At 54.6% G+C, this 15,572-nt stretch carries 15 protein-coding genes; 7 read left to right on the top strand and 8 right to left on the bottom strand.

Translation table 11 applies throughout. The features are described from left to right. Both JCM12296_RS47220 and JCM12296_RS08000 read right to left on the bottom strand, forming a co-directional pair. Positions 1-956, bottom strand: a 956-nt coding sequence (locus tag JCM12296_RS47220) for a methyl-accepting chemotaxis protein (RefSeq protein ID WP_281491958.1), incomplete at its 3' end; no start/stop codon positions are given. Next, a complete protein-coding gene (locus tag JCM12296_RS08000) occupies positions 956-2,098 on the bottom strand; it encodes a PDC sensor domain-containing protein (RefSeq protein ID WP_054691423.1) in 1,143 nt (380 codons plus the stop codon). The genes JCM12296_RS08000 and JCM12296_RS47220, both read right to left, overlap by 1 nt. 367 nt (positions 2,099-2,465) lie before the next feature. On the opposite strand from JCM12296_RS08000, the gene JCM12296_RS07995 reads away from it, so the two are divergent. Then, entirely contained in the window at positions 2,466-3,083 is a 618-nt protein-coding gene (locus JCM12296_RS07995; protein WP_218188010.1) for a hypothetical protein, read from the top strand. A gap of 17 nt (positions 3,084-3,100) precedes the next feature. After that, positions 3,101-3,226, top strand: coding sequence for a hypothetical protein (locus JCM12296_RS47215; RefSeq protein ID WP_281491957.1), 126 nt, complete (start codon positions 3,101-3,103; stop codon positions 3,224-3,226). Positions 3,227-3,333: 107 nt separating this feature from the next. On the opposite strand, the gene JCM12296_RS07990 is transcribed toward JCM12296_RS47215, so the two are convergent. Together JCM12296_RS07990 and crcB are read right to left on the bottom strand one after the other, a co-directional pair. Then, positions 3,334-3,702 (bottom strand): DUF190 domain-containing protein, encoded by a 369-nt coding sequence (locus tag JCM12296_RS07990; protein WP_054691422.1) that lies wholly within the window; start codon positions 3,700-3,702, stop codon positions 3,334-3,336. Between the two features lie 65 nt (positions 3,703-3,767). After that, positions 3,768-4,145 (bottom strand): fluoride efflux transporter CrcB, encoded by a 378-nt coding sequence (gene crcB / locus JCM12296_RS07985; protein WP_054691421.1) that lies wholly within the window; start codon positions 4,143-4,145, stop codon positions 3,768-3,770. 254 nt (positions 4,146-4,399) lie between these two features. Here crcB and JCM12296_RS07980 point away from each other — a divergent pair, with 254 nt between their 5' ends. From JCM12296_RS07980 to JCM12296_RS07965, 4 genes are all read left to right on the top strand, one after another. Next, a complete protein-coding gene (locus JCM12296_RS07980) occupies positions 4,400-4,873 on the top strand; it encodes an Lrp/AsnC family transcriptional regulator (RefSeq protein WP_054691420.1) in 474 nt (157 codons plus the stop codon). A gap of 72 nt (positions 4,874-4,945) precedes the next feature. Next, positions 4,946-6,172, top strand: a complete 1,227-nt coding sequence (locus JCM12296_RS07975; RefSeq protein WP_054691419.1) for an LL-diaminopimelate aminotransferase — start codon at positions 4,946-4,948, stop codon at positions 6,170-6,172. A gap of 11 nt (positions 6,173-6,183) precedes the next feature. Further along, positions 6,184-7,371, top strand: coding sequence for a diaminopimelate decarboxylase (locus tag JCM12296_RS07970; RefSeq protein WP_306303984.1), 1,188 nt, complete (start codon positions 6,184-6,186; stop codon positions 7,369-7,371). Between the two features lie 649 nt (positions 7,372-8,020). After that, on the top strand, positions 8,021-8,650 hold the full coding sequence (locus JCM12296_RS07965; RefSeq protein WP_054691418.1) for a hypothetical protein: 630 nt from the start codon (positions 8,021-8,023) through the stop codon (positions 8,648-8,650). Here the strand turns inward: JCM12296_RS07965 and JCM12296_RS07960 are convergent. Further along, positions 8,607-9,680 carry an SDR family oxidoreductase gene (locus tag JCM12296_RS07960; RefSeq protein WP_218188009.1) on the bottom strand — a complete coding sequence of 358 codons (1,074 nt, stop codon included), beginning with the start codon at positions 9,678-9,680 and terminating at the stop codon, positions 8,607-8,609. The two genes, JCM12296_RS07965 and JCM12296_RS07960, sit on opposite strands and share 44 nt — an antisense overlap. Before the next feature lie 263 nt (positions 9,681-9,943). Here JCM12296_RS07960 and JCM12296_RS07955 point away from each other — a divergent pair, with 263 nt between their 5' ends. Further along, complete coding sequence (locus tag JCM12296_RS07955) at positions 9,944-10,180, top strand: MoaD/ThiS family protein (RefSeq protein WP_054691417.1); 237 nt, start codon at positions 9,944-9,946, stop codon at positions 10,178-10,180. A 16-nt stretch (positions 10,181-10,196) separates the two neighbouring features. Here JCM12296_RS07955 and JCM12296_RS07950 read toward each other — a convergent pair whose 3' ends face one another. The 3 genes from JCM12296_RS07950 to JCM12296_RS07940 are packed head-to-tail and all read right to left on the bottom strand — an operon-like array spanning position 10,197 to position 15,418. Continuing rightward, positions 10,197-11,753, bottom strand: coding sequence for a sensor domain-containing diguanylate cyclase (locus JCM12296_RS07950; protein WP_172683812.1), 1,557 nt, complete (start codon positions 11,751-11,753; stop codon positions 10,197-10,199). Between the two features lie 13 nt (positions 11,754-11,766). Next, positions 11,767-13,620, bottom strand: a complete 1,854-nt coding sequence (locus JCM12296_RS07945) for a response regulator (protein WP_083455951.1) — start codon at positions 13,618-13,620, stop codon at positions 11,767-11,769. Further along, entirely contained in the window at positions 13,607-15,418 is a 1,812-nt protein-coding gene (locus JCM12296_RS07940) for a response regulator (RefSeq protein WP_054691414.1), read from the bottom strand. Before JCM12296_RS07940 ends, JCM12296_RS07945 begins: the two co-directional genes overlap by 14 nt. Positions 15,419-15,572: the final 154 nt, after the last annotated feature.

Here is a 15,572-nt window from a genome sequence, read left to right as displayed (position 1 = left end):
TCCCCGGCCAGCGCGTTCAGCCCTTCCATGAGGCCCGTCACTTCCCGGGTTTGCTGGTTCAATGTTCGGGTCATTTCGGAAATATGATCAATGGCCTCGTGGTTGATTTCGCCGCCTTTGGCGATCTTCTCGAGTGCCTGCTCGGACCGTTCGGTCAGCCGGGTTCCGTCCTGAACGCGAAGGGTCGATTCCTTGATCAGCTGGCCGATCTCCTTGGCCGCTTCGGATGAGCGCTGGGCCAGCTTACCGACTTCATCGGCAACCACGGCAAACCCCTTGCCATGAACACCGGCACGGGCAGCTTCGATGGCGGCGTTGAGCGCCAGAAGGTTGGTCTGTTCGGCGATGTCGGTGATAACGGAGATGATGTCGGCGATTTTCTCCGAAGACTCCGCAATGGCCTGCATACCCAAAACGGTCTCTTTTACCGATTGGGCACCTTCATGGGCGGCGGTTAATACATCCTGGCCATGCTGGGTGGCCCGGTTTGCGGCAAGGGTCATTTCCGACACGATGGTGTCAATCTGCCCGACGGCGTCGGTAACCTTGCCCACCTGCTCACCCTGGCGCCCCGCCGTGGCCACAACCATGGCACCGGTTTCACCCATGGCGGTCACACGTTCGTTGGCGACATCGGCCTCTTCGATCTGCTCGGAAGAAGCCTGGCCCATCTGCCGCATATTCTCGATCAGGTTTTCAATGCGGCGGTAGGATAGGTTGGCGGCGTCTCGCTGGGATTGGGAGAACTGGGCCACTTCACCGGCGGTTCCACCCATTTGGGTGATGGTATCCTGAATGGCGGCCATTTGGCGTTCTTCCTCTGCGGCACGATCCTTGTTGGCCGTTGCCCGCTTGGACACCTCCGCGGAGTAGTTCTTAACCCCCACGGCCGAGTGATCGGCGACTTTCAGAGAGTCGCGTAGCGAAACAATCAATTTGTTGAATTCGTTGGCCATCAAGCGACCTCATCACGGCTTTGGACCGGTACCTGAAGCGTCAGGTCGCGATCGGTGGCGACTTTATTAACAACACCGGCGATTTCGACAACCGGGCGGGAAATTCCACCGGAAATCAGGTAAACAATCGCCAGCAAGCCCAAGAGCGCAATGTTGCCGACGATCAGGGTGGCATAAAGCAATTGGCGCGGCCGTTTGAGCACGTTTTCCAGGGGAACGTTGACGCCAAAACTCCAGGGATTTTTCGCATTACCGATTTGAATGGGGATAAAAATGTAGTCGGTTCTGAGCCCTGTGACCTTGGATATCATGAAGGTGTTGTCCTCACGCCCTTGTCTGATGTTGTTGAGCGTGCTCTGGCTGAAACCGTATTCCTGTGTGGATTTACCGAGAATGCTGTCGTTGGTGCCGTGTGCGACCAGGATGCCGCTGTTGGAAACCAGAAAACCATATCCGGTTTCAAAAAGTTTCACGCGTCGAACAATGGGTGCCAGGGTGGAAACAGGAATGTCGATCCCCACCACCGCGACCACCTTGCCCATGAAACGGACCGGAACCGACAAAACGGCTTTTAACTCGCGTGTATTGCCCTTCTTGAAGAAAATCGGCTCTGAAACGGTCTCCTGCCCTGATTTCAAGGTTTCAAGGTATTGCTCCTGATCCCCGGTGGCCATCTTTTCACTCAGCGGTTCGACATCGACCTCACCGCCCAGACGGTTCCAGTAGGGCATGTATTGACCACTTTCGTCATGGCCAAAGGCGTTGGCAAAGTCGGCGTCTTTACCATCCAGGGCATCGGGTTCCCAGCGGGTCCACACGGCAAGGAATCCGGGGTTGTCCAAAAGAACTTGCCTCAGAATACCATCCATCATGTCCCGAGGCGGCGTACCCTGTTGTTTCATCCCCTCGAAGGAACGGGCGATGGTTTTGGCGGTGTCCATGGCGCCCCCAAGATCGGCCTGCACCATGTTGGCGAAGCGGTGCGCCGATTCGCGCGCCTTATCGAAGGCATCTTCCTTGGCAATGGTGTTCGTGTGATAACCGATGTAAGCAATCGTAATGGCAAATGCCAGCCAGGCAACCGAACAAATGGATACCAACAGTTTGGTTCTCAGCTTAAGGTTTCGAAACTTTTGAAACATGGAATCTGTCTCCTCGAAAAATTAACAGGATAGTAGCCTATTTTCCTATCGGTAAATAACTTACATGCCCATGGCGTCGCGTTCCCCCCGATCCAGGCGCTTCATTTTTTCGACAAGCAGATGATGATGCCCGGACGAGAGAATTTCATCCAAGCGGAATGTCTGACACGCTGGATGAAAGCTATTTCTTTTAGTGATCATTGTTGCTATGAAGACGGGCTGTTGGGGTCATTTTAGATTCGACAACGGCCATGCCATTTTCGTAAGATCGCTCGTTCTGTTAAAAACGGCCAACGCATCCGTGACAGTTTTCTTCTGAACCAGCCGTTATATCGGCAACCCTGCAAAATCCATTAGGATGAATCGTATGTTTTTTACCCATGCATTGACCCGGCGCCCCGGCCGTGACCTGGCGGCGGGCCTTACCACGGCGAACCTGGGGGTACCCGACTACCCGGCGGCCCTTGCGCAATTCGATGCCTACGTCGACGCATTGACCGGCTGCGGGCTGACCGTAACCGTTCTTGATGCGCTTGAAGGCCATCCGGATGCCCATTTTGTGGAAGACACGGCCGTGGTGACGCCCGAGGTGGCGGTAGTGACAAATCCGGGTGCCGCGGCGCGCAAGGCTGAGGTGGAGACCATCGAAACGGCATTGGCGTCGTTCCGCGAAACCGTTCGGATCAAGTCACCCGGAACCGTCGATGGCGGGGATGTGCTGATGATGGGAAAACATGTGCTGATCGGCCTTTCCGACCGCACCAATGCTGAGGGGCGCTTCAACTGGGAAATGTGCTTGCCGACTTCGGCTACACGTGGGCAACCCTTCCGGTGGCAGCCGGCCTGCACTTCAAATCCAGCGTCAACGCCGTCGCTGACGATACACTGCTCACGACCGAGACCTTTGCCGACCATCCGGCCTTGGCCGGCTATCATAAAATTCTCGTCGTTCCCGAAGAAGCCTATGCCGGTAACACCCTTCTGATCAACGGCCATTTGATCATGCCCATCGGTTTTCCCGATACCCGTAAAAAGCTACAGGCCCTGGGAAAACCGATCATCATGCTGGATACGTGTGAATTCAGAAAAATGGACGGTGGGCTGACCTGCCTTTCCCTGCGGTTTTAGTAGATGGGCCACCCACCGGACAGCACCCCCGTTAACCCCTTCGTCCGGCGACCGGGTCTGCTCTGGCGGATCGGGCAAGTGCTGCTCACCGGCATTGCCGGTTTCTTTTATGAAGCATCACCACCGGCAGTGGTTTTTTTACCGCTGGCGCGATACATGCGCACCCACGCCTTCTCCACGGTTACGATTCCCTCGGTGATCGCGTAATCGATCGCCTGAAGGAAGGCTTCGATTTTCTCTGCTGAATCGATGATCTCCACGACCACCGGCAGGTCTTCGGAAAGCCGCAGAATCTTGGTGGTATGAATCAGGCTGTTGGCCCCAAATCCCTGGATGCCCCGCAAAACCGTGGCCCCGGCCAATCCCCGGGAGCGGGCCTGGCGCACGATCCATTCGTAAAGCGGCATGCGCTCGTGCTTGTTGGATTCACCGATGATGATGCGCAGGAGTTGCCCCTCTTCCTGGATTGCGTTCATTCTTTTTCTCCTTTTGATTTCCCAACGCCGGTAGCGGGCCTTAGACGGGCTTTTCAAACAGCCGCTCAGATCAATCGGGATAGCAGGTGCCCGGCAAAAACCGCGGCAAGCCCCAGCAAGAGGCTGATGCCGATATTTCCACAGGAAGATAGCCACTGGCCTTCTTTGGCCAGGTTGAACGTCTCCAGGCCAAAAGTGGAAAAGGTGGTAAAGCTGCCCATGATCCCAACAAAAAGAAAGGCGCGCCATTCCGGGGAGAAGAATTGACGGCTCTCCATCAGTCCACCACCGATACCGATCAAAAAGCATCCAACCACGTTCACGGTCATGGTGCCGACCGGAAAGGACGGTGTTTGCGCCAGCCGGTGAACCGCGCCGGCAACCAGATATCGCAATATGGCACCCACGCATCCGCCGGCACCGATAACGGCAATTTTCAACATCCTTTTGCTCCTGTCCGCCCCGCAAGCCTACAGGTGGTTTGCATCGGAGACGACCGTCATATGGAAAAAACCCGCGCCCGCGGAAGATTCCGCGCTTGCCCTCTTGCCCCCATAGGAAAATTGTTCGGGAACTGCAATCCCTTTCTCCATGGGGAGACTGCGGTGACATTCTTCCGCAAGGAAGAATATTCGAATAATATTCTTGACAATCTATAATTTAAAGAATATTTGTTCGATCAAAAGGAATTATCAGAATGATAGACGACATCAGCCTAAATATTCTTAAAATTTTACAGGAAAAAGCCCGCATTCCCAATGTGGAGGTGGCCCGGCAGGTGGGCATGGCCCCCTCGGCCGTATTGGAACGGATCCGAAAACTTGAAAAAATGGGCTACATCGACGGTTACGAGGTCCGCTTGAATCCGGAACGTTTCGGTAAAAGCCAGGTGGCCTTTATCCAGGTCCGAACCGGCGGCGCCATCGACCCCCAGGGCTTGGTTCAGACGTTGACCGCCCTGCCCCAGGTTCAGGAAATCCACTATGTGGCCGGCCAGGACGGTTATTTGCTCAAGGTACGCGAAACCGACACCCGGGCCTTGGGACGCCTGGTCCGGGACAAGATCGCCCCCCTGAACGGCGTGGTCGCCACCCACACCACGATTGTCATGAATACAATTAAGGAGACGGCCCGAATCCCCATCGACGACCATGACTTGATGGACGCGTAAAAAGTCGCATTTCCGATGGATTCGTAAAAAGCAGCTTACCCCCAATGCACGAAAATTGAAACGAGGCATTCCATGATTCATATCAATGCGCATTACCTGAAACTCAATGCATCTTATCTTTTTTCAGAGATCGCCAAGCGTGTGGCGGCCCATCAGCAACAGCATCCCGAGGTGCCGGTCATCCGTCTGGGTATTGGTGACGTGACCCACGCCCTGCCGGCGGCCTGCATTGCCGCCTTTCACCAGGCCGTCGACGAAATGGCACAGGACAGCACCTTTCGCGGCTACGGCCCCGAGCAGGGGTATGCCTTTCTGCGCGAGGCCATTGCGGCAAACGATTTCCAGGCACGCGGCGCCGACATCCATGCCGATGAAATTTTTGTGAGTGATGGTGCCAAATGCGATACCGGCAACATTCAAGAAATCTTCGCCACCGACACCCGTATCGCCATTCCAGACCCGGTCTACCCCGTCTACCTGGATACCAACGTCATGGCGGGACGCACGGGCACCTATCGGAACGGCCGCTACGAGGGCGTCGTCTATCTGGACGGCAGCATGGAAAATGGGTTCATCCCGGCCTTGCCGGAAGAACCGGTGGATCTGATCTACCTCTGTTTTCCCAACAACCCCACCGGGGCCACGATTACCAAGGAGCAGCTCAAGGCATGGGTGGATTATGCAGCGGCCAACAAGGCCATCATCCTCTTTGATGCCGCCTATGAAGCGTTTATCCGCGACGATCGCCTGCCCCACTCCATCTACGAAATCGAGGGCGCCCGTGAAGTGGCCATTGAATTCCGCAGTTTCTCCAAGACGGCCGGTTTCACCGGCACCCGTTGCGCCTATACGGTGGTCCCCAAATCGCTGATGGCCTATACCGCCGCGGGTGAGGCGCATTCGGTTCACAGCCTGTGGAACCGGCGTCAGAGCACAAAATTCAATGGTGTCGCCTACCCGGTTCAATGCGCCGCGGCCGCCATCTACAGCGATGCCGGCAAAGCCCAAATGACCGGGTTGATCGACGGCTACATGGAGAACGCCGCACTGGTCCGCAAAGAGATGCAGGCCCTGGGCTATGCTTGCATCGGGGGTGAGAACTCGCCTTACATCTGGATCGCCACCGGATCGGATTCATGGTCGTTCTTTGACATGCTGTTGGCCAAGGCCGGCGTTGTGTGCACACCAGGTGCGGGCTTCGGCACCTGTGGTGAGGGCTTCATCCGTATCAGTGCCTTCAACAGCCATGAAAACGTGTCCACCGCGATGTCCCGCATCGGCCAGGCCCTCAACACCTAAGGAGATCCGTCATGCCCATGTCATCCGCTTTTGAAAATCGGCTCTATCCACGCTTGGACGAAATTGTCGCACATTTCGGAACACCTTTTCACATCTATGATGAAGCCGGCATTCGCGATACCGGCGAGAGATTGAAGGCGGCCTTTGCCGGCATCCCCGGCTTCCGCGAATACTTTGCCGTCAAGGCCCTGCCCAACCCGGCCGTGTTGGAGATCATGGTCGACATGGGGTTCGGCTTCGACTGTAGTTCGATCGCCGAACTGGAACTCTCACGTCGGGTGGGGGGCAACGGCGACGATTTGATGTTCACATCCAACAACACCACCCGGCGGGAATTTGCTGCCGCCATGGCCGACGGTGGCAGTATCATCAACTTGGACGACATTTCGCTGATCGAAAAATTGCCGCAGATGCCCGAATTGATCTGCTTCCGCTACAATCCTGGCCAACGGCGCACGGGCAATGCCATCATCGGCAAGCCCGTGGAAGCCAAATACGGTGTCAGCCACGATCAGCTGCTCCGCGCGTATGCAATTGCCCAGGATCGAGGCGCCAAACGGTTCGGGCTGCACACCATGCTGGCCTCCAACGAACGGGACTACACCTACATGGTGCAAACCGCCGCCATGCTGCTCGAGCAAGTCGAGCGGATATCGGTGGCCTTGGGCATCGGTTTTGATTTCATCAATATCGGCGGCGGCCTGGGCATCCCCTACCGGCCCGAGGACGCCCCCCTGAAAACAGACGCCATGGCTCGGGAAATCACGACGTTGTTCAATGATTTTGCGATGCGCAACGGCAGCATGCCGCGACTCTATATGGAGAGTGGCCGATACATGACCGGCCCGCACGGCGTCCTCGTCACCCAGGTAATCAACCGCAAGGAGATTTATCGCACTTACGTGGGTGTGGACGCTTGCATGTCATCACTCATGCGACCGGGCATGTACAACGCCTATCACCATATTACCGTACCCGGCAAAAGGGAAACGGATTCCCCCCAAATCGTGGATGTGGTGGGTTCTTTGTGCGAAAACAACGACAAATTTGCCATTCAGCGACCCTTGCCGCCCATTGCCGAAGGAGACCTGGTGGTCATTCACGACACCGGTGCCCATGGTCATGCCATGGGATTCAACTATAATGGCAAGTTACGGCCCAAGGAATTGCTCTTCCGCCAGGACGGCACGGTTGCTTGATTCGGCGTGAGGAGCGGCTGGCGGACTATTTCGCCACATTGACATTCACGCCCGATACATTGCGGCCGGCCCCACCGAATACATCCCGGCAGTTGGCGAACTGACATTCGGCGGGTCACCGCCGATCGCGGGAGATGAATGATCGCTTTGAAAGCGGGTGCTGCATGCTCTTTGGATGCAGCACCCGCTTTTTGCTTGTATGCCGGTCATCGAAAGGTTATTAACCATTCTATGGAGAAGGCACTCGCGGCCGGTCGCGTCTTTCAAGATTGACGGATTCGTGAAAAGCGGCTTGCAGATGAAACCAAGCCCGGTACAATTATTTTTTTGCCGCGCCCCTAAAGTCGTCGCCTGGCCTGACCGATATTTTCGGTCAGGAAGGTAAGCCAACCGCCTTGCCCATTTTATTTCGACTGTCCTGCAATAACGTGATTCTCTATTCTTCATGATGAAAACGGCAAGCGAATGTTGGTTATTCGCAAGCACATGGTCTGGTCGCCATGCAAGACAAGGCCGCCAAAAAGGTGGCTGCGCGCTTACACGTCGTCAAGATGCCGTGAATCAGGATTTTAACGGGTCCGTCCAAAACATCATTGACTAATTCAAGAGTGCGGGTTTATATGCGCCCAGCACAATATAAGGAGACTCCATGGATGATTTTTTGCACAATCTGAGAAGTGGAAAACTGAAGCAGACGGATCGAAGCAGACGCGACTATACGGACTACAAGGGACCTCAGCGCCGTGCGGGCAATGAACGCCGCAAGCCCGACTATTACACCAAGGTCACCAACGAAAATTTTGCGCTGATCAAGGAAACCCTAGACGTACTTGCAGAAAATCAAACCCGCATCGCCGATACCATCGCCACGCAAAACATAACGGCGACACGCATCGCCAATTCCCTTGAAGCACTTGCAACCATGATCGGACGAAAGTGGGGGTACGAGGATCTTTTGCCCCACACCGATGAAGCCGATACGATGGCAAGCCGTTGCGAGACGGATCCGGCGTCTTCTCCATCCAGCCATTCGGTGGCCGCCCCGCAGGCCGCGCCAGCCGAGAAGGCGCCATCAGCGGAGGAAACCTCATCTGAGGAAGAAGAAGAGCCGAGCACGTTGGATGTTATCGCCGGCATGCGGGAAGAAGGTGAAAGCTGGGAAAAGATCGCCAGGTATTTGGATAATCACCAGGTACCCACCGTATCCGGCAAGGGGAAATGGCGCGGCCCTGCGGTTAAGAAATTATGGGAAGCCCATTTTGCCAGCAAAGCGTCATAGTGTCCGGCCCGTGTCCGGAACCGCCGGCACCGGCCAGGAGCAGTAAAAAAAGACGCGCTGTTTCTCGAGAATTAAGGGTTATGACCGGATGAATTGGCGCGATACCAGGCCAGGGTGTCGGAAAGCCCCTTTCGCAAATCAACCCTTGGAACAAAACCGAGGCTTCGGCGGATGGCGCCGATATCGGATATGGATTCACGGATATCTCCCGCGCGGGTGGCGCAAAACACGGTTCCACCGTCGTATTGGTCAGCTGGCCGATCATCTTCCAGAGTTCACGGATGCGGATACAACTCCCCGTGCCGACGTTAAACACCTGACCGACAGCCGTCTTCTCCGTAGCCGCCAACCAATTGGCTTGAACCACATCCCTGACATAAACAAAATCCCGCGATTGTTGACCGTCTCCGAAAATGGTCGGTGCCTGTCCGGCAGTCGCCTTGGTCATAAAAATGGAAATTACACCGGAATAGGGCGATGACGGATCCTGACGCGGGCCATAGACGTTGAAATATCTGAGACAGACCGTCTCCAAGTCGTATAATTGGCCGAACGTTTTTGCATAGAACTCCCCGGTCAGTTTTTGCACCGCATAAGGACTCAACGGATGCGGCGACATATCCTCCTTTTTGGGCAGGCGGGGATCGTCACCATACACCGCGCTGGAGCTCGCCATCACCACGCGCCGCACACCCTTTCGCCGGCATGCATCCAGCACCCGCACCGTTCCCAACGAATTTACCTCGCAGCTATACGACGGGTCCTGGACCGAGAGCGTAACCGATACCACCGCGGCCTGGTGAAACACCACATCACAGCCTTTCACCAACCGGCACAGAAGATCGGCGTCCCGGATATCCCCTTCGACGAATTCAAGATCGTCAGCCAGATGCGCAAGATTATGGCGATGCCCGGTAGAAAGGTTATCCAACACGGTTACCCGGGCGCCACGGGCCACCAACGCCTCTGCCAGATGAGAGCCAATAAAGCCGGCGCCGCCGGTTATCAAAACGCGTTTGATTGTATCCATTGAATATGGTCCTTTCGGCGGAATCGATCGGTCATTTGGGACCGAGCAGGCTGAACCGCATACCCGAGGGAAAAAGGCGCCCTGCCCCGAAATCCAGTGCGTCGGGCGATGATGCCATAAGGCCCCCACAAAAGCAACGCCGCCCTGGAATCAGCTCAGGGCAATCAGCTTCTTTTCTGCCCAAATGGCAGGAAAAATGATATGAAAAGAAATGAATACGATACGTGTTTTATTAACCACCTTACCAAAACGGGGGCACGACCATGCCTGAACACTACATTCAACTGAAACTGTTTGCCTCCCTCAGTAACATGGCCCCCGAAAACGCCAACCGACTGCCGATCAAGCCGGGCGCGTCGGTCCACGACCTCTTGGAGCAGCTTGGGATTCCCGTTGCCAAGGCGCATCTCATCTTTGTCGACGGCGTCAAGCAGTCCCTTGATGCTTGCCTGCAAGGTGGTGAACGTGTCGGTATTTTTCCTCCGGTGGCCGGAGGATAGTCCGGTTACGCGTTCATCAATCGATGGTACAGCTGTTGAGATGGTTCTCAAGGCTCTGTGTATTGATAGTCGATATCCGAACCGTATTACGGCCGTTGTGCTTCGCGGTATACAAAGCCTTGTCGGCGAAATCGACGAGAACGGATTTGTCGAAGGGCGGCAAATGGGGGCCGATGGCAGCCACCCCCAGACTGACGCTGATTCGGATGGGCGCGCCATTGATGGCGATGTGCATTTGGGACACATTTTCACGGATGCGTTCAGCCAGGCTAACCCCCCCGTCGATATCGGTCTCTGGAAGAATCAGGGCGAACTCTTCCCCCCCGTAGCGCGCAGGGATATCTTCACTGCGCAGCAACCCACGGATTTTATTGCTGACCGCTTTCAGTACGGCATCGCCGACAAGATGGCCATGGCAGTCATTGACGCACTTGAAATGATCCAAATCCAGAAGAATCAGGGACAAGTTACGTCGATGACGATGCGCCTCGCTGACTCTTTTTTCGAGCAGATCCTGAAAGGTGCGATGATTGTAAAGGCCGGTCAACCCGTCTGTGGTGGCCAATTTCCGTAGCTTGCAGTTCGCTTCCTGAAGTTCGCGGGAAAGATTCTCGGCTTTGTCCTTGGCCGCTTTATATTGGAGCAGCAACTGTTCATAGGTCAGATTCAATTTGCCCAATTGGGCATTGGCTTCTTGGAGAAGCGCCGAGAAAGGCCGCATGTCTCCCGGTGGAATATCGAAAAAGGAAAGCATTTCGATGGTTCGACGGGCGACCTCATCCACCACCGTATCGACCTTGTCGGGATCGACATTGAATGACTTTTCGCATGTCTGCTTTATTTTCTCAAGTACCATGGCGCCCTGCTGCCCGTGATAAACGACGGACAGCTGATTGGCGAGTTGAAGGATCTGCGCATCAAGACGACATTCGGCGACAGCGTTGTGGGGGTCATGATGGAATCCAATCGGCGCATAGATGTTCTGGGGAAAACCCCATTCCTTTAAAACAATGGCACCGACGTTCGGATGCGTGAACCCGAAGATGCGGGTCTCGGTGTCCTTCACAAACGCTTCAGTGGATTGCACCTCCTCCAGGACTTTCTGATATTGCTCCGGGTGAGAAAGAAACATAAAAACCATCCCAATATCCTGCAGCAGGGATGTAATAAAGATTTCCTTACACGGCAAACCGATCATATCCGATACGAGCTCCGCCCCAACGGCCGCGGTCACGGATCGCCGCCAAAACAGATCATAGTCGAAAATACTTTTTTCTTCACCGCGTAAATTCTCGGTCAAGACAAATGACAGTGCAATATTCTTAACGGCGTTCAACCCCAATATGGAAAGTGCCCGCTGCAACGTATTGACCCGCGTCATCGGGCCATAGAAGGATGAATTGGATATGCGGATAATTCTGGTCACCAATGCCGGATCGGTTTCGATGATAGCCGCCAACCGATCTAACGAGCATTCGTCTTTCTTGATTTCCTCCAAAATACGGACCGCGATCTCGGGTGGAGAGGGAAGTTCGATGCCTTTTCGTAACAATTCCTGAATCGAGTGAGTCACCGTATGATCCTTATTATCCTTTGAAATCCGATGAGACGCAGACTTGGTTCTTGCCACACTGTTTGGCCAGGTACATCATCTCATCCGCATGTCGAATGAGATCTTCCAGTTCGATGCCGTCATTGGGGCAGAAGGCAACGCCAATGCTTGCGCTTACCGGGAGCGTCGTTCCGTCCCGATTTCGGGCGATCACCTCTTTGTGAATCGCCGAACGAATTCGCTCGGCGATGCTTTTCGCATCTTGGCCCCCCGTGTAGGGAAGAATGACGGCAAATTCCTCGCCTCCATATCGTGCGGCAAAATCAATTTCACGGATGTTCTCCCGGATCTTTTTGGCGACTTGCACCAGAATGCGATCACCGGTCAAGTGTCCCAATGTATCGTTGATCTGCTTGAAATTATCCAGATCCATCAAAAGCAGGGCGATGAGGTGTTTTTGCCGCAGGGCGCGTTTTGTCTCTAACGCCAGGAAACGTTTGAAATATCCATGATTGAACAACCCCGTCAGATCATCATTGAGCGCACGATTCAATACATTCTCATAACGATTGTGCAGCTTATCGATATAATGTTTCTTTTTTAACAGCGCGTTAACGCGGGCCTTGAGTTCGCACGCGTCCACCGGTTTAACCAGGTAATCGTCCGTTCCCAGTTCGGCGCCCTGGATACGACAGTCCAGGTCACGAAGCGATGTCATCATCACGATCTGGATATTGCAGGTCCGATCATCCCCTTTGAGGCGCCGGCAGACTTCGAAACCGTCGATACCCGGCAACAAGAGATCCAGCAGAACCAAATCGACCGGCTCGTTCAAGACTTCACGAATGGCGGCTTCACCGGTAGAAACCCGCTTGATCGAATAGGGCTCATACTCAAGCTGTTTTAACACCAGCAAAGCATCCGAATCATTATCCTCTGCGATCAGAACCAATGGTATCCGCTCGTGGGTCTCAAGGGAACAAATGGCGGGACGCTCCAGTTGGGGCTCCGACAATTGGCGTCCTCGAATCTGTTCCTCGAAACGTTTGAGCCTCAACATGGAACGAACTCGGGCAACCAGCTCCGCACGTTGAATGGGCTTGGTCAGGAACTCGTCGGCGCCGGCATCCAGCCCCAGCGTTTTGTTCCCTTGCCCGGAAAGCGCCGTTACCAGGATGATCGGGATAGAAGCGGTTGCTGCGTTCTGTTTCAATCGCCGCGTCACTTCAAAGCCGTCGATGCCGGGCATCATCACATCCAACAGAATCACGTCCGGCGGATGCTGGTTGATGACCGCGATGGCGTCATGACCGTTTTCGGCCGTGAGGATTTCGTAATTTTCAGATGACAAATAGGCCTTGAACAGCTTTAAATTCATGACCTCGTCATCGACAATCAGAACCCGCGCCCGTGTGCTCGGGCCTAAAGATGGATTTGCCAAAGATGGTTTTGCCGGCGCCCTCCCCTGGTCCGAAAGCATGTCGGCGATAACGGCATCGAGGTTATCCGGGTCCAACGGTTTTGCGATGCAACGGTTATCGCCTTTATCGTCGATATTGCCATCTTGGCTCAAGGCTTCGGGTGCGGCCAATGCGATCGTCCGAATATCCACCAGGTTTGGATGCGTCCGCAATGTCTCAATCAACGGGATGCCATCTCGAACCGTAAGACCCGTATTCACGATCACCAGATCCGGCGTCATGTTTTCGATCAGCATCAATCCGTCATCCGCGTTCTGTGCCGTCAGCATCTGACAGCACCTGGAACGTAACACGCGGGTGATAAGGATCAGATCAGTTGTGTTATTTTCGATAACAACCACCAATCCATGCGGATGCAGAACGTCCTTGACGGGTTTCTGATTCAACGGATGATCACCCCTTATCATCTGTTGAAATGCATACTCTGTTTTTGCCAAACTTTTTTGCCAGGTACATCATCTCGTCAGCCTTTCGAATCAGTGTTTCCACCGTTGATGCGTCATATGGACTGAGTGCCGCGCCAATACTCACGGTAACCGGCAAAGTGTCATGGTCTTGCGCGTTCACGGCAACCGTATCGGCAATAGACCGGCGGATCCGTTCTGATATATCCTTAACGTCCTCGATACCGGCATAGGGCAGGATAACGGCAAATTCCTCCCCCCCATATCGGGCCGCGAAATCCACGTCGCGGATGTTTGCTTTTATGCTTTTGGCAACCTGCACCAGGATGCGGTCGCCGGTCAGATGCCCCAATGTGTCGTTGATCTTTTTGAAATTGTCCAGGTCCATGAGCAACAGGGCAATCGGATGCTTCTGTCGCAAGGAACGTTTAATCTCCAGTTCCAGGAAACGCTTGAAGTATCCATGGTTGAACAGCCCGGTAAGGTCATCGGTGATGGCCCGGTTGAGAACCTTTTCATAGCGATTATGCAATTTGTCGATATACCGCTTTTTCTTCAGCAGGGCTTGAACCCGGGCACGGAGTTCGCGTGGATTGACCGGTTTGACAAGATAGTCGTCCGTACCCAATTCGGCGCTTTGGACACGGGAGTCCAAATCTCGCAGCGATGTCATCATGACAACCTGGATATTTCTCGTCCGATCATCCCCCTTGATGCGGCGGCAAACTTCAAAACCATCGATCCCCGGCAGCATCAAATCAAGCAATACAAGGTCGATTGGCTCGTTGAGGACCTCGCGAATGGCCGCCTCACCGGTGGAGACCCGCTTGATCGTGTAGGGTTCAAGTTCCAGTTGCCTCAAAAGCAGCAGGGCATCGGTATCATTGTCCTCGGCGACCAGCACATTTTGGATGATTTCGTGCCCGGCAGCGGATTGCGCCGGCACGGGCGACAAAGTGTCTTCGGAACGTTGCCGCCCTTTGATCTGCTCCTCGAATCGTTTCATCCGGAGCATCGAGCGAACACGGGCGACCAGTTCCGTCCGTTGCACGGGTTTAGTGATAAATTCATCGGCACCGGCATCGAGGCCGGCGGACTTGTTTTCCCTACCGGAGAGTGCTGTCATCAAAATAATGGGGATTTCCGCCGTCTCCTGACTGCCTTTCAGAAGACGCGTGACTTCAAAGCCATCGATCCCCGGCATCATAATGTCGAGCAAAATCACGTCCGGAGGGGACACGGCAATACGGCTGAGTGCTTCCTGACCATTTTCAGCCGTGACAATCTCATACGCCTCCGATGCGAGGTAGGCTTTGAAAAGCTTGAGATTCATCGCCTCATCGTCAACGATAAGGACCCGTGCTTTTCTACACAGATTTGGTACCGGCAACGGCTGCACCGGACTCGCGCCACCAAACAAATCCCTGATCGTCTGCTTGAAGCGGTCCGGTTCCAGCGGCTTGCCGATCCACGCATTATAACCCGTGTTGCCGTTTCCAGCCTTTACCGTCGCGCTCGTGGCGGCGGCGAGCGCAATAGCGGGCGTATGGGCCAGTTTGGCGTGGCTGCGAATTTTCTGAATCAAGGGGACACCGTCCGCGCAGGCCAGATCGACGTTGACCATGACCAAATTCGGATTCATTGTCTCGATCAAGGCCAACCCGTCGTCGGCATTCTGGACGGTCAGGACCTGCCCTGAATGCGACTTTAAAAGCCGTGACAACAAGATGAGATCGGCGGTGTTGTTTTCCACCACAACCGTCAGTGTTTCCGAATTGGGTTCAGGGAATTTAGGCATCATGTCTGACTCCGGCCAGCGAAATCATGGTCTGTCATGACATCGCCAAAACGATGGTTTTCTGCCTCCCCGACGGCAAGGAAGTACTGATCATGGGAAATCGTATGCTCGAGATCAGCAGTACGCCGAGGCGCTTTATCCGTCAGCATATCGCGAT

This window comes from Desulfosarcina cetonica JCM 12296 (assembly GCF_001311845.1).
Lineage (GTDB): Bacteria > Desulfobacterota > Desulfobacteria > Desulfobacterales > Desulfosarcinaceae > Desulfosarcina > Desulfosarcina cetonica.
Note: the sequence above shows the minus strand (reverse complement) of the source record. Positions and strands in the feature narration are given on the sequence as shown.

Coding starts and splice junctions, on each gene's coding strand:
- JCM12296_RS07995 (WP_218188010.1), top strand. CDS start 2,466: ATGTTTTTTACCCATGCATTGACCCGGCGCCCCGGCCGTGACCTGGCG.
- JCM12296_RS07990 (WP_054691422.1), bottom strand. CDS start 3,702: ATGAACGCAATCCAGGAAGAGGGGCAACTCCTGCGCATCATCATCGGT.
- JCM12296_RS07945 (WP_083455951.1), bottom strand. CDS start 13,620: ATGATAAGGGGTGATCATCCGTTGAATCAGAAACCCGTCAAGGACGTT.
- JCM12296_RS07960 (WP_218188009.1), bottom strand. CDS start 9,680: ATGGATACAATCAAACGCGTTTTGATAACCGGCGGCGCCGGCTTTATT.
- JCM12296_RS07980 (WP_054691420.1), top strand. CDS start 4,400: ATGATAGACGACATCAGCCTAAATATTCTTAAAATTTTACAGGAAAAA.
- JCM12296_RS07940 (WP_054691414.1), bottom strand. CDS start 15,418: ATGATGCCTAAATTCCCTGAACCCAATTCGGAAACACTGACGGTTGTG.
- JCM12296_RS07965 (WP_054691418.1), top strand. CDS start 8,021: ATGGATGATTTTTTGCACAATCTGAGAAGTGGAAAACTGAAGCAGACG.
- JCM12296_RS47215 (WP_281491957.1), top strand. CDS start 3,101: ATGCCCATCGGTTTTCCCGATACCCGTAAAAAGCTACAGGCCCTGGGA.
- crcB (WP_054691421.1), bottom strand. CDS start 4,145: ATGTTGAAAATTGCCGTTATCGGTGCCGGCGGATGCGTGGGTGCCATA.
- JCM12296_RS07970 (WP_306303984.1), top strand. CDS start 6,184: ATGCCCATGTCATCCGCTTTTGAAAATCGGCTCTATCCACGCTTGGAC.
- JCM12296_RS08000 (WP_054691423.1), bottom strand. CDS start 2,098: ATGTTTCAAAAGTTTCGAAACCTTAAGCTGAGAACCAAACTGTTGGTA.
- JCM12296_RS07955 (WP_054691417.1), top strand. CDS start 9,944: ATGCCTGAACACTACATTCAACTGAAACTGTTTGCCTCCCTCAGTAAC.
- JCM12296_RS07975 (WP_054691419.1), top strand. CDS start 4,946: ATGATTCATATCAATGCGCATTACCTGAAACTCAATGCATCTTATCTT.